General features: G+C 68.1%; 19 protein-coding genes. 10 read left to right on the top strand and 9 right to left on the bottom strand.

The features are described from left to right. Positions 1-68: 68 nt before the first annotated feature. The 4 genes from ACW171_RS01630 to ACW171_RS01615 are packed head-to-tail and all read left to right on the top strand — an operon-like array spanning position 69 to position 4,370. Positions 69-1,409, top strand: a complete 1,341-nt coding sequence (locus ACW171_RS01630) for a peptidylprolyl isomerase (RefSeq protein ID WP_492095311.1) — start codon at positions 69-71, stop codon at positions 1,407-1,409. 25 nt (positions 1,410-1,434) lie between these two features. Next, positions 1,435-2,424 (top strand): 4-hydroxythreonine-4-phosphate dehydrogenase PdxA, encoded by a 990-nt coding sequence (gene pdxA, locus ACW171_RS01625; protein ID WP_492095309.1) that lies wholly within the window; start codon positions 1,435-1,437, stop codon positions 2,422-2,424. Between the two features lie 9 nt (positions 2,425-2,433). Next, complete coding sequence (gene rsmA / locus ACW171_RS01620) at positions 2,434-3,243, top strand: 16S rRNA (adenine(1518)-N(6)/adenine(1519)-N(6))-dimethyltransferase RsmA (RefSeq protein ID WP_492095307.1); 810 nt, start codon at positions 2,434-2,436, stop codon at positions 3,241-3,243. Beyond that, a complete protein-coding gene (locus ACW171_RS01615) occupies positions 3,240-4,370 on the top strand; it encodes a pyridoxal phosphate-dependent aminotransferase (RefSeq protein ID WP_492095305.1) in 1,131 nt (376 codons plus the stop codon). The genes rsmA and ACW171_RS01615 overlap by 4 nt, the downstream gene beginning before the upstream one ends. A 103-nt stretch (positions 4,371-4,473) precedes the next feature. Here ACW171_RS01615 and gmk read toward each other — a convergent pair whose 3' ends face one another. The 9 genes from gmk to ACW171_RS01570 all read right to left on the bottom strand — a co-directional run bounded on the left by gmk (position 4,474) and on the right by ACW171_RS01570 (position 12,148). After that, positions 4,474-5,115 (bottom strand): guanylate kinase, encoded by a 642-nt coding sequence (gene gmk, locus ACW171_RS01610; RefSeq protein WP_492095303.1) that lies wholly within the window; start codon positions 5,113-5,115, stop codon positions 4,474-4,476. Then, entirely contained in the window at positions 5,105-5,971 is an 867-nt protein-coding gene (locus tag ACW171_RS01605; RefSeq protein ID WP_492096572.1) for a YicC/YloC family endoribonuclease, read from the bottom strand. The genes gmk and ACW171_RS01605 overlap by 11 nt, the downstream gene beginning before the upstream one ends. 29 nt (positions 5,972-6,000) lie before the next feature. Next, entirely contained in the window at positions 6,001-7,212 is a 1,212-nt protein-coding gene (gene mltG, locus ACW171_RS01600; RefSeq protein ID WP_492095301.1) for an endolytic transglycosylase MltG, read from the bottom strand. Position 7,213: 1 nt separating this feature from the next. Beyond that, positions 7,214-8,494 carry a beta-ketoacyl-ACP synthase II gene (fabF, locus tag ACW171_RS01595; RefSeq protein ID WP_492095299.1) on the bottom strand — a complete coding sequence of 427 codons (1,281 nt, stop codon included), beginning with the start codon at positions 8,492-8,494 and terminating at the stop codon, positions 7,214-7,216. 105 nt (positions 8,495-8,599) lie between these two features. Next, the gene (locus tag ACW171_RS01590) at positions 8,600-8,839 is read right to left on the bottom strand and encodes an acyl carrier protein (RefSeq protein ID WP_271083588.1); all 240 of its coding nucleotides are present in this window, start codon (positions 8,837-8,839) and stop codon (positions 8,600-8,602) included. 165 nt (positions 8,840-9,004) lie between these two features. Continuing rightward, the gene (locus ACW171_RS01585; RefSeq protein WP_492095297.1) at positions 9,005-9,196 is read right to left on the bottom strand and encodes a hypothetical protein; all 192 of its coding nucleotides are present in this window, start codon (positions 9,194-9,196) and stop codon (positions 9,005-9,007) included. Continuing rightward, positions 9,196-9,936 (bottom strand): 3-oxoacyl-[acyl-carrier-protein] reductase, encoded by a 741-nt coding sequence (gene fabG, locus ACW171_RS01580; protein WP_492095295.1) that lies wholly within the window; start codon positions 9,934-9,936, stop codon positions 9,196-9,198. Before fabG ends, ACW171_RS01585 begins: the two co-directional genes overlap by 1 nt. A gap of 171 nt (positions 9,937-10,107) precedes the next feature. Beyond that, entirely contained in the window at positions 10,108-11,052 is a 945-nt protein-coding gene (fabD, locus tag ACW171_RS01575; protein WP_492095293.1) for an ACP S-malonyltransferase, read from the bottom strand. Between the two features lie 73 nt (positions 11,053-11,125). Then, positions 11,126-12,148 carry a mechanosensitive ion channel family protein gene (locus ACW171_RS01570; protein ID WP_492095291.1) on the bottom strand — a complete coding sequence of 341 codons (1,023 nt, stop codon included), beginning with the start codon at positions 12,146-12,148 and terminating at the stop codon, positions 11,126-11,128. 231 nt (positions 12,149-12,379) lie between these two features. On the opposite strand from ACW171_RS01570, the gene rpsF reads away from it, so the two are divergent. The 6 genes from rpsF to ACW171_RS01540 all read left to right on the top strand — a co-directional run bounded on the left by rpsF (position 12,380) and on the right by ACW171_RS01540 (position 18,535). Further along, the gene (rpsF, locus tag ACW171_RS01565; RefSeq protein WP_492095289.1) at positions 12,380-12,763 is read left to right on the top strand and encodes a 30S ribosomal protein S6; all 384 of its coding nucleotides are present in this window, start codon (positions 12,380-12,382) and stop codon (positions 12,761-12,763) included. Positions 12,764-12,777: 14 nt separating this feature from the next. Then, positions 12,778-13,062 carry a 30S ribosomal protein S18 gene (gene rpsR / locus ACW171_RS01560; protein ID WP_396593655.1) on the top strand — a complete coding sequence of 95 codons (285 nt, stop codon included), beginning with the start codon at positions 12,778-12,780 and terminating at the stop codon, positions 13,060-13,062. A gap of 1 nt (position 13,063) precedes the next feature. Then, entirely contained in the window at positions 13,064-13,648 is a 585-nt protein-coding gene (rplI, locus tag ACW171_RS01555; RefSeq protein WP_492095287.1) for a 50S ribosomal protein L9, read from the top strand. 316 nt (positions 13,649-13,964) lie between these two features. Next, the gene (locus ACW171_RS01550; RefSeq protein WP_492095285.1) at positions 13,965-16,430 is read left to right on the top strand and encodes a TonB-dependent receptor plug domain-containing protein; all 2,466 of its coding nucleotides are present in this window, start codon (positions 13,965-13,967) and stop codon (positions 16,428-16,430) included. Positions 16,431-16,555: 125 nt separating this feature from the next. Beyond that, positions 16,556-16,933, top strand: coding sequence for a hypothetical protein (locus tag ACW171_RS01545; RefSeq protein ID WP_492095283.1), 378 nt, complete (start codon positions 16,556-16,558; stop codon positions 16,931-16,933). Between the two features lie 117 nt (positions 16,934-17,050). Continuing rightward, entirely contained in the window at positions 17,051-18,535 is a 1,485-nt protein-coding gene (locus ACW171_RS01540) for a replicative DNA helicase (protein WP_492095281.1), read from the top strand. Positions 18,536-18,661: the final 126 nt, after the last annotated feature.

Genomic DNA, 18,661 nt, shown 5'->3' with positions numbered 1-18,661 from the left:
AGGCGGCGCCGACCCGGTGGCGAACTGGGGCTGCAGGCTCGAAGGAATCAGGACTGACCATGGGTTTGATGCGTATTACGACCGGGGTCGCGATGGCCGCGCTGGTCGCCGGATCTGCGATTGCTCAGACGGCGACGCCGGCGGCGCCCGCCAATCAGGCTGCGGCCGGACGACTGGATCCCGCAGCGGAACAGGCGCCCACGACTGCGGCGCCGGCCGCCGCCGAGTTCACCCTGGCCGACGGCATCATCGGCACGGTCAACGACCAGATCATCACCGGCTTCGACCTGCGTCAGCGCATGCTGTCGGTCATCGCCATGAGCCAGGTGCAGCCGACTGAAGAGAACATCCCGGCCATCCAGCAGCAGGCGCTGCAAGCCCTGGTCGAGGAGCGGCTCCAGGCCCAGGAGATCGCAAACTACGAGACCCTGAAGATCACCGACGAGGAGGTGAATCAGGAAATCGCGGCCATGGCTCAAGAAGCCGGCACGACCCCTGAAAACTACATGGCTTTCCTGGCCCAGGGCGGCATCCGCCCCGACGCCATGCGCGAACAGCTGCGCACCGAGATCGGCTGGCGCGAGCTGGTCGGGGGCCGCTTCAACTCCCGCGCTCGCGTAAGCCGCGCCCAGGTCGAACAGGCCGTGCGTCAGCTGACCGAGGCCGCCTCCAAGCCCCAGTATCTGGTCGGTGAAATATACCTGGAAGCCAACCGCGTCGGCGGTCAGCAGGCCGCCTTGAACGGCGCCGAGCAACTGGTGGCCCAGATGGTTCAGGGCGCCGCCTTCCAGAACGTCGCGCGTCAGTTCTCGGCCGCCCCTTCGGCCGCGCGAGGCGGCGACGCCGGCTGGATCGTCCAGGGCACGGTGCAGCCCGCGCTCCAGACCGCGCTCGATTCCCTGCAGGTCGGTCAGCTGTCGCGCCCGATCCCGGTCGATGGCGGCGTCTATATCATCTACATGCGCGACAAGCGCTCCGGCGCCGCGACCAGCCTGGTCACGATGAAGCAGGCGATGATTGAACTGCCCGAGACCGCGACGACCGACGAAGTCGCCGCCGCAACCCAGCGTCTCGAGGCGATCCGCCCCAGCCTGACGTGCGACAACATTCTGCAGCGCGCGACGTCGGAAACGGGCCTGCTCGGCTCCGATCTTGGCGAGAGCGACGTCGCCAATCTCGCGCCGCAGTTCCAGCAGGTCGCTCGTTCGGCCGAGGTGAACACGGTGTCCAACCCGGTCCGCACGCCGCTCGGCATCCACCTCCTGGCTGTCTGCGGTCGGCGGGTCGGCGGCGTCGACGTCCCCACGGCCCGCGAGGTCGAGTCCCGGCTGCAGAACCAGAACCTGGCCATGCTCGCCCGCCGCTACATCCGCGACCTGCGCGCGGACGCCCTGATCGAAATCAAGTAATCGGGTGGCGCCCGCTCCAGACAGGGTGGCGCCGCTTGTTCTGACCCTCGGCGAGCCGGCGGGCGTCGGCGCTGAGATCATCGCCAAGGCCTGGTCCGCCCTGTCGGATCAGGCCCCGTTCGCCGTCATCGGCGATCTGCGTCTGCTGGAAGCTCAGGGCATACCGGTTCGCGAGATCGGCGACCTGTCGGACGCAACGACTTTCTTCGCCCGCGCCCTGCCCGTCCTGAACCACCCCGCCCCAGCGCAGATCGAGGCCGGCCGGCCCGACCCCCGCAACGCCGGCGTCGTCGCAGACTGGATCGAGCGGGCCGTCTCCCTGGCCCTGATGGGAGAGGCGTCCGCCGTCGTCACCGCCCCGATCGCCAAGGCCCCTCTCTACGCCGCGGGTTTCCGCTTCCCCGGCCACACCGAGTTCATCGCCGAACTGACCGCCGACGCGCCCTACGCCGGGACGCGCGGCCCGGTGATGATGCTGACCGCCCGGGACCTGCGCGCCTGCCTCGTCACCATCCACGTCGCCCTGGATCAGGTGCCGGAACTGGTGACCGAGGAGCGGGTCGCCCGGACGGCCCGCGTGGTGCACGAGACCCTGCGCCGCGACTTCGGCATCGCCCGCCCCCGGCTGGCCCTGGCCGCCCTGAACCCGCATGCGGGCGAAGGCGGGGCTCTGGGGCTGCAGGAGATCACGGTGCTGAAACCCACGGCCGAGGCCCTGCGCGCCGAGGGGATCGACATCACCGATCCCCTGCCCGCCGACACGATGTTCCACGAGGATGCGCGGGCGGGATACGACGCCGCCATCTGCCTGTACCACGACCAGGCCCTGATCCCGGTGAAGACCCTGGACTTCTGGGGCGGGGTCAATGCGACCCTGGGCCTTCCCGTCATCCGCACCTCGCCCGACCACGGGACCGGTTTCGACATCGCCGGCAAGGGGATCGCCCGTCCCGACAGCCTGATCGCGGCCATCCGTCTGGCCTCGGAGATGGCGGCGCGGCGAGCGGCGGGCTAACAGGGGCCGGTGACCGACCTCCCTCCCCTCCGCGAATCCCTCGAAGCCCACGGCCTGCTGGCCAAGAAGAGCTTCGGCCAGCATTTCCTGCTGGACCTCAACATCACGCGCAAGATCGTCCGCCTGGCCGGGCCGTTCGAAGGTCGCGCCGTGATCGAGGTCGGCCCCGGCCCCGGCGGCCTGACCCGCGCCATCCTTGAGAGCGACGCCGGGAAAGTTGTCCTGATCGAGAAGGACCCTCGGTTCCTGCCTCTGCTCACTGAGCTGGACACCGGCGACGGCCGCCTGGCCATCGTCGAGGCGGACGCTCTGAAGGTCGATCAGTCGAAGCTGGTCGAGGGACCGGCCCATGTCGTGTCCAACCTGCCCTACAATGTCGGGACACCCCTGCTGATCGACTGGCTGACCGGGGCGTGGACGCCTGTCGCCATGACCCTGATGTTCCAGAAGGAGGTGGCCGAGCGGATCGTGGCCGCGCCGGGCGACGACGCCTATGGCCGCCTCGCGGTCATCTCCCAGGCCGTGGCCGAGGCCAGGATCGTGATGCACCTGCCCGCCGCCGCCTTCACCCCGCCGCCCAAGGTGGCCTCGGCCGTGGTCCATGTCGTGCCCCGCCCGGACCGGCCCGACGCGGCGACCCTGAAGCGGCTCGAGCGGGTCACGGCCGCCGCCTTCGGTCAGCGTCGCAAGATGCTGCGATCCAGCCTGAAACAGCTGGGCGGCGGCGCCCTGTGCGAGGCCGCCGGCATCGACCCCGACGCGCGAGCCGAGGTCATAGACATCGCCGGCTTCCTGCGCCTCGCCGGAGCCCTCGCATGAGCGAGATCGAACCTTTCCGCGCCATCACCATCAGTCGCCTGGCCCATGCGCTGAAGGCGGAGGGGCGGTCGGTCATCCACATGGAGTTCGGCCAGCCCTCGACCGGCGCCCCGCCCGCGGCCATCGCCGAAGCCCACCGCGTGCTGGACGCGGACTCGATGGGCTATTGGGAGAGCGCCCCGCTCAAGGCCCGGATCGCCCGCCTGTATGACGAGCGATACGGCGTCACGATCTCGCCGGACCAGTTGCTGCTGACCAATGGCGCGTCGCCGGCCCTGGTGCTTGCCCTGTCGTCGCGATTTGGGCCCGGCGACCGTATCGCCATGGCCCGGCCGGGCTACGTCGCCTACCGCAACACGGTGAAGGCCCTGCGGATGACACCCGTCGAGATCGCCTGCGGTCCCGACGAACACTACCAGCTGACCGCCGCCGCCTTGGAGGCGCTGGACCCGGCGCCGGCCGGGGTCATCATCGCCAGCCCCGCCAACCCCACTGGCTCGATCATCCCGCCCGAGGAACTGGCGGCCATCGTCGCGGTCTGCCTCGCGCGCGGCATCGTCATCGTCTCGGACGAGATCTACCACGGCCTCAGTTATACGGGCCGGACGCCCTCGGTGCTGGAGTTCGCGCCCGAGGCCTTCGTCATCAACAGCTTCTCGAAATACTGGAGCATGGCCGGGTGGCGGCTGGGCTGGCTGCTGGTTCCGCCGGATCATATCGATCGGGCCAAGGCCTTCATCGGCAACCTGTTCCTGACCCCGCCGTCGCTGAGCCAGCACGCAGGCCTGATCGCCATGGACCAGACGGAAGTCCTCGAAGGCCATATCGACAACTACCGCCGCAACCGCGCGCTGATGCTGGCGGCCCTGCCCGCCCTGGGTCTGAAGTCGATCGCCCCGCCGGACGGCGCCTTCTACATCTGGGCAGACATCGGCCATCTGACCGACGACAGCGTGGCCTTCTGCGAGCAGTTGTTGCGCGACACCGGCGTGGCGACGGCGCCAGGCGTGGACTTCGATCCGGTCGACGGCCACCGCTTTATGCGCTTCAGTTTCGCGGTCTCGACGCCGGAGATCGAGGAGGCCTTGCGACGGATCACGCCGTGGTTCGAGGGTCGCTCGGCCTGACCGGGATTTGGACTCCGGGGACACCGAGTCCAATGAGTCCAATCCAGGAAGGTCAAAGCCTTGTCAGGGATTCCTCATTGGACTCCGCAGGTCGCGCGGTCTTTCAGACGTCCTCGGCCAGCAGCGAGGCCTGGTAGCCGCGGACCCAGATGTTGCGGAAGCGGCGGCTGCGCTCGGCGTGATAGATGTGGGCCAGTTCTGCGTAGGACCGGTCGAAGTCGTCGTTGACGAAGACGTAGTCGAACTCCGAGCAGTGCTCGATCTCGCCCTTGGCGTTGGCGATGCGGCGCTCGATCACCTCGGGCGCGTCCTGGGACCGGGTCACCAGGCGACGTCGCAGTTCCTCGAGACTGGGCGGCAGGATGAAGACGCGCACGGCGTCCTCGGGGCATTTCTCGGCGATCTGGGCCGCGCCCTGCCAGTCGATGTCGAACAGGACGTCGCGGCCCTCCGACAGGGCCTTGTCGATGGGGGCGCGGGGCGAGCCGTAGCGGTTGCCGTGGACGTCGGCCCATTCCAGGAAGGCATCGTCGTCGATGCCCTGCTGGAAGGTTTCCTGGCTGACGAAATGATAGTCGCGGTCCGCCACCTCGCCGGGGCGGATCCCCCGCGTGGTCATCGACACCGACAGTTGCAGACCACCGTGGTCGGCCATCAGGCGGCGGCACAGCGAGGTCTTGCCCGCGCCCGAGGGGCTGGCGACGATCAAGAGGACGCCCCGGCGGGGCGTGCGTTCATTCGACATTCTGGACTTGCTCTCGAAGCTGCTCGATGACCGCCTTCAGGTCGAGCCCCGTGGCGGTGAGCGCCGTCGTAGCCGATTTCGAGCAGAGTGTGTTCGCTTCGCGCATGAACTCCTGCATCAGGAAGTCCAATTTACGTCCGGCGGGCGGTTGATCCAGCAGGGCGCGGGCCGAGGCGACGTGGGCGGTGAGCCGATCCAGCTCTTCGCGGACATCGGCCTTGGTCGCGAGGGCGGCGGCCTCCAGCACGATGCGGTCTTCGAGGCCCGGCGCATCGGGGGCCAGTTCGGCCATGCGGCGGGCGAAGCGGTCGCGGACGGCGGCGGTCTGGGCGCTCGCCTCGGTCTCGGCCGTGGCGACCAGGGCTTCGATGCGGGCGACGAAGTCCTCGATCACGGGGCGCAACTGGGCACCCTCGCGTCCGCGCGAAAGCTTGAGGGCATCGAGCGCCTGTTCGACGGTCGCGGCCATGGCGGCCTCGACGGGCGCGCGGGCCTCCGGGTCCTCGGCCTCGTCGTCGGTGTCCAGAACGCCCCGCAGAGCCAGCAGGCCGTCGGCGGACGGCGGTGTCGCGCCTTCCTCGGCCAGCTGGTTGGCGAGTTGGAGATAGCGGGCCAGGACGGCCTCGTTGACCTTCAGGTCCGAGGCGTCGCCCTGGGCCCGGCGCGCCTGCACGCCGATGGTGACCTGGCCCCGGCTCAGCCGCGCCTGACCGGCGGCCTTGGCGAGGCGTTCGAGGTTGTCGAAGCCGTTCGGGCCCCGGAAGCGGACCTCCAGATTGCGGCCGTTGACCGAGCGCGCCTCGACCGACCAGGTCCAGCCGTCGAGCGCTCCGTCGGCCCGGCCGAAGCCGGTCATACCTGACAAGGCGGTGTCCGAGGTCACGCTCACTGAGCGGCCGGGGCTGGCGTGGCCGGACGCGGGGCGGCGCGCTGAGGGGTCAGGGCGCCCGGCGCCTGCATGGTGATCACGGCCTCGCCGGTCAGGGGGGTCGAGGCGGCGGGCGCGGCGCCCTCGGTCGCGGGCGTTCCAGGCGGCGGCGCGCCAGGGATCGCGCCCGGCGGCAGGGCTTCGGCGGGCGGCGCCTTGCCCGCCTCGATGGCCCGCCAGCGGGCGACATTGGTCAGATGCTCCGCATAGGTCCGGGCGAAGACGTGGCCGCCCGTCCCGTCGGCGACGAAGAACAGGTCCTGGGTCGTCGGCGGGTTGAGCACGGCCTCCAGGGCCTGACGCCCCGGATTGGCGATCGGCGTCGGCGGCAGGCCGTCGATCAGATAGGTGTTCCAGCCCGTGTCCCGCTGCAGTTCCGACAGGCGGATACCGCGCCCCAGCGGGCGGCCCTTGGTGATGCCGTAGATGATGGTCGGATCGCTCTCCAGCCGCATGCCAAGCCGGATGCGGTTCGAGAAGACGGCGGCCACGCGGGGCCGTTCGCTGGCCACGCCGGTCTCTTTCTCGACGATGGAGGCGAGGATGACGGCGTCTTCCGGGGTGCGGACGACGGTGTTCGGGCTGCGTTTGGCCCAGAGCTGGGCCAGGTTGTCGGCGGCGTCGCGTTGCATCCGGGCGATGACCGAGGCGCGGGTCTCGCCGCGCGAGACTTCGTACGTATCGGCCCACAGGGAACCTTCCTCAGGGACCTCATCGATCGTGCCGGTCAGGATGGTCTCGGCGTTCAGGATGTCCACGGCCTGGGCCGAGGACCAACCCTCTGGGATGGTCACGAAATGACGCACGACCCGGCCGTCGGTCAGCAGCTGGATCACCGTCTTCAGGGAGGCGCGGGTCGGCACCTCGTATTCGCCCGCCCTCAGGCGGCGGTCGGCGCCGGTCAGGGTAGCGGCGGCCTTGAACATGTCGACCGAACGGATCACCCCGGCCCGCTTCAGCGTCGAAGCGATGGCCGAGACCCCGGATCCGCTGGGCAGGGTGACGACGGTCGTGTCGCCCTCGCGCGCGGTCGGGCCCGGCGAATAGTAGACGCTCCAGCCCCAGGCCAGGGCGGCGATCAGGAACAGGCTGAAGGTCGCCGACGCCGCCAGCAGCGCCACCACCAGACCCGGACGTTTCGGTTTCGGCTGCCCCCCGGCGTTCGCCACGTCAGCTCACCTTGCGGAAGATGATGGAGGCGTTGGTGCCCCCGAACCCGAAACTGTTGGACATGGCGACGTCGATCTCCATCGGTTTGCCCTTGTGTGGCACGAGGTCGATGGCGGTTTCGTGTTCGGGATCGTCCAGGTTGATCGTCGGCGGGGCGATCTGGTCGCGGATGGCCAGGACGGAGAACACCGCCTCGATCGCTCCGGCGGCGCCCAGCAGGTGGCCCGTCATGGACTTGGTGGAGGACATGGCCATGTCCTTAGCGTGGTCGCCGACCAGCCGCTCGACGGCGCGCAGCTCGATCCAGTCGGCCATGGTCGAGGTGCCGTGGGCGTTGACGTAGTCGATGTCCTCGACCGCGATCCCGGCCCGCTTCACAGCCGCCTTCATGGCGCGATAGGCGCCGTCGCCGTCCTCGGACGGGGCGGTGATATGATAGGCGTCGCCCGACATGCCGTAGCCGATGACCTCGGCATAGATCTTCGCGCCTCGCGCCTTGGCGTGTTCGTATTCCTCCAGGATCACGACGCCCGCCCCCTCGCCCATGACGAAGCCGGCATGGCCCCGGTCATAAGGCCGCGAGGCCGCCTCGGGCGTGTCGTTGTAGGCGGTGCACAGGGCCTTGCAGGCCAGGAAGCCGGCGATGCCCAGCGGCACGATCGAGCTCTCGGCCCCGCCCGCGACCATGACGTCGGCGTCGTCCAGCATGATCATCCGCGCCGCGTCGCCGATGGCGTGGACGCCGGAGGCGCAGGCCGTGACCACCGCGTGGTTCGGGCCCTTGAGCCCATGGCGGATCGAAATCTGGCCGCTGGCGAGATTGATCAGGGAGGACGGAATGAAGAAGGGGCTGATGCGGCGCGGGCCGCTCTCGTTCAGGATCTTCGCGCTGTCGGCGATGGGGCCCAGGCCGCCGATGCCGGCGCCCATCATCACACCGGTGCGTTCCTTGTCCTCGTCGGTTTCGGGATGCCAGTTCGCATCGTTCAGGGCCTCGTCGGCCGCCGCGATGCCGAACAGGATGAAGTCGTCGACGCGCTTCCGGTCCTTGGCGGACATGATGGCGTCGGGATCGAAGCTGCCGGGCTGATCGGGAGCGCCGCCGCCACGACCATCCACGCTGGGGACCTCGCCCGCGATGGTGCAGCCATAGCCCTCGGTATCGAAGGCGGTGATCTGGCGAATGCCGGAGCGACCTTCGACGATCCCCTTCCAGCTGTGTTCCACGCCATTGCCCAGGGGGGTGACGAGGCCGAGACCCGTTACGACGACACGGCGCATGCGTTCGCGCTCCAACTCCGAAAATCCGATTCAGAAACAATAATGGCCGCCGGGCCTCTCCGCTAGGAGGGCCGGGCGGCCATCGATTGCCGGTGGGACCTTGGCTTAGGCCGCGGTCTTCTCGGTGATGAACTTCACCGCGTCGCCGACGGTCTGAATGTGTTCAGCGGCGTCGTCCGGGATTTCGATATCGAACTCTTCTTCGAAGGCCATGACCAGTTCGACGTTGTCGAGCGAGTCGGCGCCCAGGTCGTCGATGAAGCTGGCCTTTTCGGTGACCTTGTCCGGATCGGCGTCCAGGTGGTCGATGACGATCTTGCGGACGCGTTCCAGGATGTCGGACATGTGTGTCTCTGCCTTATAGAGCCGCCGGGGCGGCGTATGGTGGTCTGCCGTCTCACGACGGCTCCGCTTGCGCAAGAGGCAACGCCTCACTGACCCAACCGGTTGCGGGGCCTTTAGCACACCCCTCGCGGAGGGAAATAGGGCGTAACTCTCCTTGATGGGCGATCAGCGGCGTCGATTGACCCACCAGACCAGCGCTGCGCCCGCCAGAGCCATGGGCGCGCCATAGACGGCCCAGATGATCTGGCCCGTCATGAAACTGCCCGGCAGGATGTTGAGGCCCTGCAGCACCCAGATGATCCCGACCAGCAGCAGGGGGCCGCTGAGGATCGTCGCGAGATAACGCAGGGCGATCATCAGATCATCGCCATGCCGCCGTTCACATGCAGGGTCTGGCCCGTCACATAGGCGGCTTCGTCCGACGACAGATAGACGGCGGCGGCGGCGATCTCGTCGCCCGTGCCCAGACGGCCGGCCGGGATGTTGCGCAGGATGCCCTCGCGCTGCTGTTCGTTGAGCACATCGGTCATGGGTGAGGTGATGAAGCCCGGGGCGATGCAGTTGACGGTGATACCGCGCGATCCGACTTCCTGGGCCAGCGACTTGGAGAAGCCGATCATCCCCGCCTTGGACGCCGCATAGTTGGTCTGGCCGCCGTTGCCGGTGACGCCGACGACCGAGGTCACACCGATGATCCGGCCGGAGCGGCGCTTCATCATCCCCTTCATGGCCGCGCGCGACAGGCGGAAATAGCTCTCAAGGTTGACGGTCAGGACGGACTGGAAGTCCTCGTCCTTCATCCGCATCAAGAGGCCGTCCCTGGTGATGCCCGCGTTGGCGACCAGGATGTCCAGAGGCGCGCCTGCGGCCTCTTCGGCCCGTGCGATCAAGCCATCGACGCTCTCGGGATCCGACAGGTTGGCGGCGGCGAAGAAGGCCCGCTCGCCCAGCTCCTTGGCCAGATCCGCCAGCACCGCCTCGCGCGTGCCGGACAGAACGACGGTGGCGCCTTGCGCATGCAGGGCGCGGGCGACAGCCCCGCCGATACCGCCCGTGGCGCCAGTGACGAGGGCGGTCTTGCCGGTGAGGTCGAACATGAAAATCTCCCTGATCCTTCTCCCATTGCGGGAGAAGGTGGCCCGGAGGGCCGGATGAGGGGTCACGCGGACCCATAAGCCTGTGGCCCTTAAAACCTCCCGGAAAGAGGGGGATGACCCCTCATCCGTCAGGCTTCGCCTGCCACCTTCTCCCGCAAGGGGAGAAAGAAATCAAAGCGACTTCGCGAACGCCTCGATGTCTTCGGGGCTGTTCAGCGCCAAACTTTCGGCGTCCGGCGCGATGCGCTTGGCCATGCCGGTCAGGACCTTGCCCGAGCCGATCTCGACGAAACGGGTGACGCCGCCCTCGGTGGCCATCCAGTCCATCGATTCGCGCCAGCGCACGCGACCGGTGACCTGTTCGACCAGCAGACGGCGGATGGTGTCGGCGGCCTGCTCGGGGCGCGCCGTGACGTTGGCGACCACGGGCACGCGGGGATCGACGAGCGCGGCCGTCGCCAGGGCCGTCGCCATCTCGTCGGCGGCGGGCTGCATCAGCGGGCAGTGGAAGGGCGCCGAGACGTTCAGCGGGATGGCCCGAGCGCCCAGTTCCTTGGCCTTCTCGATGGCGCGGTCCACGGCGGCCTTCTCGCCCGAGATCACGACATTGCCGTTGTTGTTGTCGTTGGCGACGACGCAGACGCCGACCTCGGCACCCGCAGCAGCAGCGGCTTCAGCCAGAGCCAGATCCGTCTTCGGCCCGATCAGGGAAGCCATCGCCCCCTGCCCCACCGGCACGGCGCGCTGCATGGCCTGGCCGCGCAGCTTCAGCAGCCGGGCGGTGTCCGCGAGCGAGAGGGCGCCCGCCGCCGCCAAGGCCGAGTACTCGCCCAGCGAATGGCCGGCGACGAAGGCCGCGCGATCGAAACCGACGCCGAATTCCTTGTCCAGCACCCGCATGACGGCCAGGGACACGGCCATCAGGGCCGGCTGGGCGTTCTCGGTCAGGGTCAGCTGGTCCTCGGGCCCGTTCCGCATCAGGCCGGACAGATCCTGTCCTAGGGCCTGGTCGATCTCGGCAAACACCTCGCGCGCCGATCCGAAGGCGTCGGCCAGCGCCGCCCCCATGCCGACCGCCTGGCTGCCTTGTCCGGGGAACAGGAGGGCGAGGGTCATCGATAGGGTCCGTGTCAGTGTCAGAAGCGCGGAGGGTTAAGCCGGTTGTGACGTTCGGGCAACCGGATGGGCGTCAGGCCTTTTCGGGCGTCGGCTCGACGCCCGTATCCGCCGACATCAGGTCCTCGGCGGCGTCGTTCGCGGTCGGGGTCGAAGACGGTTGCGGCGTCTTGGCGGCTCTCGGCTTGCGGGCGGCGGCCTTCTGTCCGGCCAGCCGCGGTTTCAGCGTCTCCAGCGCCTCTTCGCCCTCACGCCCGAAGAGGCTGCGGATGCGCAGGTCGGTCTGCGGGAAGGGCACCTCGATGCCGCCGGCGTCCAGGGCGTCGGCGATCAGCCATGTATAGGCCGCGTGCATCGCCGCCGGCCGCTTCACCGCCTCCTGCGTCGGCCAGACCAGCAACTCGAAGTCCAGGCTCGAATCACCGAAGCCGACCAGCCAGACCTGGCTCTTCCTCTGGTCCGTCTCCGGCAGGGTGAAGGGATTGGCCCGCGCGGCCTCCAGCACCGCGTCGCGCACGACCGCCCGGTTCGACCCATAGGCGACGGAGAACGGAATATGGATGCGGCGGGTGTCGCCCTTGAGAGTCCAGTTGGTCACCGGCCCCTCGATCAGGTGCGAGTTCGGGACCAGGACGTTGACGTTGTCGTTGGTGCGGATGCGCGTCGCGCGCGGGCCGATCTCCATGATCGCGCCCCGGACGCCGCCCTCCATCTCGACGTAGTCGCCGACCGACACCATCCGGTCGAAGATCAGGAAGACGCCCGAGACGAACTCCTTGACCACCCCCTGCAGGCCCAGGCCGATGCCGATGCCGATGGCGCCGGCGAAGACCGCCAGGGACGACAGGTTCAGCCCCGCCGCCGACAGGGCCATCATCGCACCGGCGATGAAGATGCCGTAGCCCGCGAGTTTCTCGAGCAGATACAGCGCCTGGGTGCTTCGGACGGCTTTCGTCCTCGCTCGCCGCAACCCCCGCGTCACCAGCCATTGCAGCGCGAGCGCCAGCGTCATGATGACGAGGGCGGACATCAGTCCGCCCAGGGTGATGGTCGCCCCGGCGATCTTCACCAGCGCGGTCTCGTCAAGCTTGTCCATGTCCTGCATGAGGAAGCAAGCGCCCCGCCACGGCGACGGTTCCGGTGAACCGCGCTATCCTCCTTGCCGTCCGGGCCCTTTTCCCCTATACGCGCCCGCTTTCCAGGGCTTCGGTCCCGGAGCGGAGTTCCAAAGGGTTCGGGAAATCATCCCGGCCGCCGCCTCGGGATCCATCGTGGTTCGGACTTACCCGGTCCCTCCGCGCCGACGCCCTACAAGGGAGACGAACCTATGGCTCTTTACGAGCACACGGTCATGTCGCGCCAGGATATCAGCGCGCAACAGGCCGAAGCCCTCAACGACACCATCAAGGACCTCATCGTGGCCGGCGGCGGTTCCGTCGCCAAGATCGAGTACTGGGGCCTGCGCAACCTGACCTATCGGGTCAAGAAGAACCGCAAGGCTCACTATTCCCTGCTGGCGATCGATTGCCCCCCCGCCGCCATGGCCGAAGTCGAGCGTCAGCTCGGCATCAACGAAGACGTCCTGCGCTGGCTGACGGTCAAGGTCGAAGAGCTCGACCTGGAGCTGTCGCCCCTGCTGGCCCGTCGTGAGCGCGAGCGTGAACGCGACCGCGAGCGCACCCCGCGTGAAGACGCCGAAGTGGCCGCGTAAGGAGATCTGGACACATGACTGACACCACCTCCTCGCAAAACGTCCCCGGCACCCCCGCCGGTTCGGGCGGCTCGGGCCGTCGTCCCTTCTATCGTCGTCGCAAGGTCTGCCCGTTCTCGGGCGAAGGCGCGCCGAAGATCGACTACAAGGACGTCAAGCTCCTGCAACGCTACATTTCCGAACGCGGCAAGATCGTGCCCTCGCGCATCACCGCCGTGTCCCAGATCAAGCAACGCGAACTGGCCAAGGCCATCAAGCGCGCCCGCTATCTGGCCCTCCTGCCCTACGTGGTGAAGTAAGATGAAGGTCGTTCTGCTCGAACGCGTCGAGAACCTCGGCGCCATCGGCGACGTCGTCACCGTCAAGGATGGCTTCGCCCGTAACTTCCTGCTGCCCCGTGAAAAGGCGCTGCGGGCCACCTCCAAGAACCTCGAGAAGTTCGAACTCGACCGCGCGGCCATCGAGGCCCGCAACGACAAGAACAAGGCCGAGGCTCAGAAGATCGCCGACAAGATCGACGGTCAGTCCTACGTCATGATCCGCCAGGCCGGCGAAACCGGCCAGCTTTACGGATCGGTCGCAGGTCGCGACGTCGCCGAAGCCGTTCAGGCTGAAGGCGGCAAGGTCGAGCGTTCGCAAATCGCCCTGAACACGGCGATCAAGACCCTGGGCGTCCATGAAGTCGTCGTGCGCCTGCACGCCGAGGTCACCGCCACGGTCAAGATCAACATCGCCCGCTCGGCCGATGAAGCCGAACGTCAGGCGAAGGGCGAGGACGTGATCAAGTCGGCTTACGACGAAGATCGCAACGCCGCCGCCGAACAGGCCCGCGACATGGTCGAGGGCGGCGCCGGCCAACAGGACGGTCTCGGCTCCGAGGCCTGATCCCTTTCAGTTCGGTTCGCCGGACTGACAGAGAACCTAAAGGGCGTGTCCTCCGGGCACGCCCTTTTTGCTGCGCGGCGCGAACCGCTCGCAGAAACTATGTCAAAATTGCAACGAAGCCAGTCACTTGCGTTAACACGAGCTTGACGGTGCGGTTTGGCGCACCCAGCTTGCACGACAGGGGGCGTCCGCGCCGGTTCGCGCAATTATCTTGCACGGGCGGTCGGTCGACAACCACACGGCGGCCTACGCCGGACTTTGACCTTCTCTCGCGCGCCGCGCGTCCCGCGTCGGCCCATATCTCGTCAGGCTCGTCATGCACGTCAGAATATCTCGCTCCGTCCTTCTCGGCTTCGCCTCGGCGGCGACCCTGCTGGCCTGCCCGATCGCGGCCATGGCCCAGAGCACGCCTCAGGACGACGCGACCTCCGTCGAGGAAGTCATCGTCACCGGCACCCGCACCGTCGGGCGCACGCGCCTCGATTCGGTCGCGCCCGTCGACGTCATCTCCGGCGAGGTCCTGACCCGCCAGGGCGCCGGCACCGAGCTGGCCGCAGCCCTCGCCGCCACCGCCCCCGCCATCAACTTCCCGCGCCCGGCCATCTCGGACGGTTCGGACCACGTGCGTCCGGCGACCCTGCGCGGCCTGGCCCCCGACCAGACCCTGGTCCTGATCAACGGCCAGCGCGGCCACGTCGCCGCCCTGGTGAACGTGAACGGCAACCTGGGTCGCGGCTCGACCGCCTTCGACCTGAACACCATCCCCAGCGTCACCCTGAGCAGCGTCGAGGTTCTGCGTGACGGCGCCTCGGCCCAGTACGGCGCCGACGCCATCGCCGGCGTCATCAACCTGCGTCTGCGCGAGGCCTCCTCGGGCGGCGGCCTGACGGCCACCTACGGCATCTACGACACCGAGTTCGACACCGCGCGCGGTTCGCACAGCGAGACGGACGGCGAGCAGTACTCCCTGGCCGGCTGGATCGGCCTGCCCCTGTTCGGCGACGGCTTCCTGACCGTCTCGGGCGAGGTGCAGGAGCGGGATCCGACCAATCGTTCCGACTATGCCGCATCCAGCGCCGTCCTCGGCGGCTCCTCGAACACGGTCATCGGCCGCTTCGGCGATCCGAAAACCCGTGCGGGCTCGATCTGGTTCAACGCCGGCAAGCCGCTGCAGAACGGCTGGGAAGCCTACTCGTTCGGCGGCTATCAGCACCGTTACTCGCAGGCCGCCGCCACCGCGCGCGCTTTCAACAACGCCAACAACGTCACGGCCATCTATCCGAGGGGCTTCCTGCCGGTGATCGGCGCCTCGATCGACGACTGGAACCTGTACGGCGGCCTCAAGGGTGAAGCCGCCGGCATCGATTGGGACTTCTCGGTCGGCTACGGTCGCAACGAACTGGATTACACCGTCCTGAACACGCTCAACGCCTCCTATGGCGCAGCGTCCCAGACCTTCTTCGACGCCGGCGGTCTGGGCTATGACCAGCTGACCATCGCGGCGGATGGCGTGAAACAGGTCGACGCGGGTCTGTTCGAACCGCTCAACGTCGCCTTCGGCGTCGAATACCGTCGCGAGACCTTCGAGGTCACGGCCGGCGAGCCGACGTCCTACAACCGGGGACCGGTCAACGCCGGTGTCGGCGCCCAGGGCTTCCCGGGCTTCCAGCCGTCCAACGTCACCGATGAGGACCGCAACAACGTCAGCGCCTACATCGACCTGGAAGGCCGACTGTCGGAGAGCGTCACCATCGGCGCCGCCGCCCGGTACGAAGACTATTCCGACTTCGGCGACACCCTGACCGGCAAGCTGTCGGCCCGCTGGGACGCCAACGAGCGTTTCGCCCTGCGCGGCGCGATCTCAACCGGCTTCAAGGCCCCGGCCCTGCAGCAGCAGTTCTTCAGCTATGTCGCGACCAACCTGGTCACGACCGTCGAGGCCGGCGTTCCCGTCACGCGACTGGTCAATGCCGGTTCGTTCCGCGTCAACGACCCTGTCGCCATCGCCCTGGGCTCCGCGCCGCTCGAGCCGGAACACTCGACCAACTTCTCGGCCGGCTTCGTCCTGCGCAACGGCGGTTTCGAGTTGACGGTCGACGCCTACCGGATCGATATCGAGGATCGGATCATCTACTCCGAAACCCTCGGCCTGGCTCGACCCAGCCAGACGGCCGCCACCACGACGGCGACCGCGGCCCTGCTGGCCCCCTTCGGCGTAAGCGGCGCGCGGTTCTTCCTGAACGGCGCCGACACCACGACCAACGGGGTCGATATCGTCGCACGCTACCGCACGGATCAGGACTTCGGCCAGTTCACCTTCACGGGCGCGGCCAACTTCAACGCGACCGAGATCACCGACCTCGCCTCGGTCCCCGCGACTGTCGCCATCCCGACCTCGCCGGGCTATCTGTTCGACCGCTCCAACCAGCTGTCGTTCACGGACGGCACGCCCAAGCGCAAGGTCGTAGGCAGCGTCGACTGGACCCTGGGCGACTTCTCGGCCACGGCCCGCGCCACCTACTACGGCGACGTCCTGGTCGCCAACAACAGCGCCAGCCTGGACTACAAGGTCGGTGACGCGACCCTACTCGACCTGGAAGGCCGCTACACCTTCCCGATCGGCGTCACGGCCGCAGTCGGCGTCAACAACCTGACGGACGAGTATCCGAACTTCACCCCGGCCGCGAACAACGGCGCCACGGGTTCGGTGGGCTACCCCAGCTTCTCGCCCTACGGCTTCAACGGACGCTTCCTGTTCGCCCGCGTGAGCTACAACTTCTAAACACGGGTTCGGCCTCGAACACGGGACGGCGCGGAGAGCGATCTCCGCGCCGTTTCGCGTTTCCGCGCCATGCTTCCGCCACGAGCAGGGGTTGAAGCTTGGCCTTTCCACCGGAGGGGTCCGACATGAGAATCGCCGCCATCGCCCTGGCTGTCGCCGTCGCCTGCGCCACGCCCGCCGTCGCCCAGACCAGCGCCACGCTCGACGCCTTCGTCACTCGGGCCAACCGCATCCCGCTCAATCCCCTGGCGGCGCTCAGGCCCGATGCACGCCGACTGATGAACGAGGCCAACGCCGCCTTCACGACGGTCGGGGCCGAGAACCGCGCCGCGCGCGCCGCAGGGCGTCGTCCTGCCGCCTGCCCGCCCGCAGAGATGCAGGTCAGCCCGCGACAATTGCTGGTGTTTCTGAACGCCATCCCCCAGTCGCGCCGCGCCCGGATGACTCCGACCGACGGCATCCGCGAATGGATGGCCGACCGCTACCCCTGCCCCGCCGCCTGACCGCGAACTGTTCCGTCTAGGGATTCTGCAGCGGTCCACAGACGGGCGGAAACCATCCCCGCTCGCGGGTGCGTCCGGCGATGTCGTGGGGGCCTCATACGGGTAAGCGTTAACCCGATGAACGCCTTCGCCCCCTTCTCCGCCGACTCCGTCGCCATCCCCTCCCTGCCTCACAACCTCGAGGCCGAACAGGCGCTGCTGGGCGCCCTGATGTTCGACAACGCCATCTTCGAGCGGCTGAGCGATCGCCTGCGCGGCAGCCATTTCTACGAGCCCTTCCACCAGCGGCTCTACGACGCGATCGAGGACCATATCCGCCAGGGCATGCTGGCCGAGCCGACCATCCTGATGGAGCGGTTCAAGCAGGACCCGGCCTTCGCCGAGTTCGGCGGCCTGCGCTATCTCGCCGACCTGATGGACCGCGCGCCTCCGGGAGCCAATGCGCCCGACTATGCCCGCGTGGTCTATGACCTGGCCCTGCGCCGCGACCTGATCCGCATCGGCGGCGACATCATCAAGGATGCGCCGGATCCCGAGACGCCGGCGATGGATCAGATCGAGCAGGCCGAACTGACCCTCTATTCTCTGGCCGAGACCGGCGCGCCCTCGTCCGGCTTCGTCAGCTTCTCGACCGCCCTCGCCGGGGCCGTGCAGATGGCGGGAGAGGCCTATCAGCGCGAAGGCAAGCTGGCCGGTCTGGCCACCCACCTGGACGATCTCGATTCCAAGCTCGGCGGCATGCACCCGTCCGACCTTCTGATCCTTGCGGGCCGCCCGTCGATGGGCAAGACGGCGCTGGCCACCAACATCGCGTTCAACGTGGCCCGCAACTACCGCTGGGAGCCGACGCCGGACGGGCGCAAGACCGTGTCCGGCGGTGTGGTCGCCTTCTATTCGCTGGAAATGAGCGCCGAACAGCTCGCCATGCGGATCCTGGCCGATGCCTCCGGCGTGTCGTCCGACAAGCTCCGCAAGGGCGAGATCGACGCCTCGGACTTCGGCAAGGTGCGCGACGCCGCCATCGAGATCGGCGAGAGCCCGCTCTACATCGACGCCACCGGCGGCCTGGCCATCTCCAAGCTGGCGGCCCGCGCGCGTCGCCTGAAGCGGATGGAACAGGGTCTGGACCTGATCATCGTCGACTATCTTCAGCTGATCACCGTCGGCGAGGGCGGCGGCCAGAAGAACCGGGTCCAGGAGGTGTCCGAGATCACCGGCGGCCTCAAGGCCCTGGCCAAGGAACTGAACGTCCCGATCATCGCGCTGTCGCAGCTGTCGCGTCAGGTCGAGCAGCGCGAGGACAAACGGCCGCAGTTGTCCGACCTGCGCGAATCCGGCTCGATCGAGCAGGACGCCGACTGCGTGATGTTCGTCTATCGCGAGAGCTATTATCTCGGCCGCACCGAGCCGCGCGAAGGCTCGCCTGAGCATATGCAGTGGCAGGAAGACATGGACCGGCTGCAGCACCAGGCCGAGGTCGTCATCGGCAAGCAGCGCCACGGCCCCATCGGCATCGTCAAACTGAGCTTCGACGCGGACACCACCCGGTTCGGCAACCTGGCCCGCTCAGGCTACGGCAACTTCAGCGATATTCCGGAGTAGGCCTGCCTTCCCTCTCCCGTTGGGAGAGGGATTGAGCGCACGGCGGCGATAGCCGTCGTTCTGGCGCGAAAGGGTGAGGGGCTGGCGCTAACCGGTAAGGGCACGCCCCTCACCCTTTCCGCCAAA

This window comes from Brevundimonas sp. FV1ye28, assembly GCF_058681135.1.
This window is presented reverse-complemented; position numbering and strand designations above follow the sequence as displayed.

Coding starts and splice junctions, on each gene's coding strand:
- ACW171_RS01630 (WP_492095311.1), top strand. CDS start 69: ATGCGTATTACGACCGGGGTCGCGATGGCCGCGCTGGTCGCCGGATCT.
- ACW171_RS01615 (WP_492095305.1), top strand. CDS start 3,240: ATGAGCGAGATCGAACCTTTCCGCGCCATCACCATCAGTCGCCTGGCC.
- gmk (WP_492095303.1), bottom strand. CDS start 5,115: ATGTCGAATGAACGCACGCCCCGCCGGGGCGTCCTCTTGATCGTCGCC.
- ACW171_RS01605 (WP_492096572.1), bottom strand. CDS start 5,971: ATGACCGGCTTCGGCCGGGCCGACGGAGCGCTCGACGGCTGGACCTGG.
- fabF (WP_492095299.1), bottom strand. CDS start 8,494: ATGCGCCGTGTCGTCGTAACGGGTCTCGGCCTCGTCACCCCCCTGGGC.
- ACW171_RS01590 (WP_271083588.1), bottom strand. CDS start 8,839: ATGTCCGACATCCTGGAACGCGTCCGCAAGATCGTCATCGACCACCTG.
- ACW171_RS01585 (WP_492095297.1), bottom strand. CDS start 9,196: ATGATCGCCCTGCGTTATCTCGCGACGATCCTCAGCGGCCCCCTGCTG.
- fabG (WP_492095295.1), bottom strand. CDS start 9,936: ATGTTCGACCTCACCGGCAAGACCGCCCTCGTCACTGGCGCCACGGGC.
- fabD (WP_492095293.1), bottom strand. CDS start 11,052: ATGACCCTCGCCCTCCTGTTCCCCGGACAAGGCAGCCAGGCGGTCGGC.
- ACW171_RS01570 (WP_492095291.1), bottom strand. CDS start 12,148: ATGGACAAGCTTGACGAGACCGCGCTGGTGAAGATCGCCGGGGCGACC.
- rpsF (WP_492095289.1), top strand. CDS start 12,380: ATGGCTCTTTACGAGCACACGGTCATGTCGCGCCAGGATATCAGCGCG.
- rpsR (WP_396593655.1), top strand. CDS start 12,778: ATGACTGACACCACCTCCTCGCAAAACGTCCCCGGCACCCCCGCCGGT.
- rplI (WP_492095287.1), top strand. CDS start 13,064: ATGAAGGTCGTTCTGCTCGAACGCGTCGAGAACCTCGGCGCCATCGGC.
- ACW171_RS01550 (WP_492095285.1), top strand. CDS start 13,965: ATGCACGTCAGAATATCTCGCTCCGTCCTTCTCGGCTTCGCCTCGGCG.
- ACW171_RS01545 (WP_492095283.1), top strand. CDS start 16,556: ATGAGAATCGCCGCCATCGCCCTGGCTGTCGCCGTCGCCTGCGCCACG.
- ACW171_RS01540 (WP_492095281.1), top strand. CDS start 17,051: ATGAACGCCTTCGCCCCCTTCTCCGCCGACTCCGTCGCCATCCCCTCC.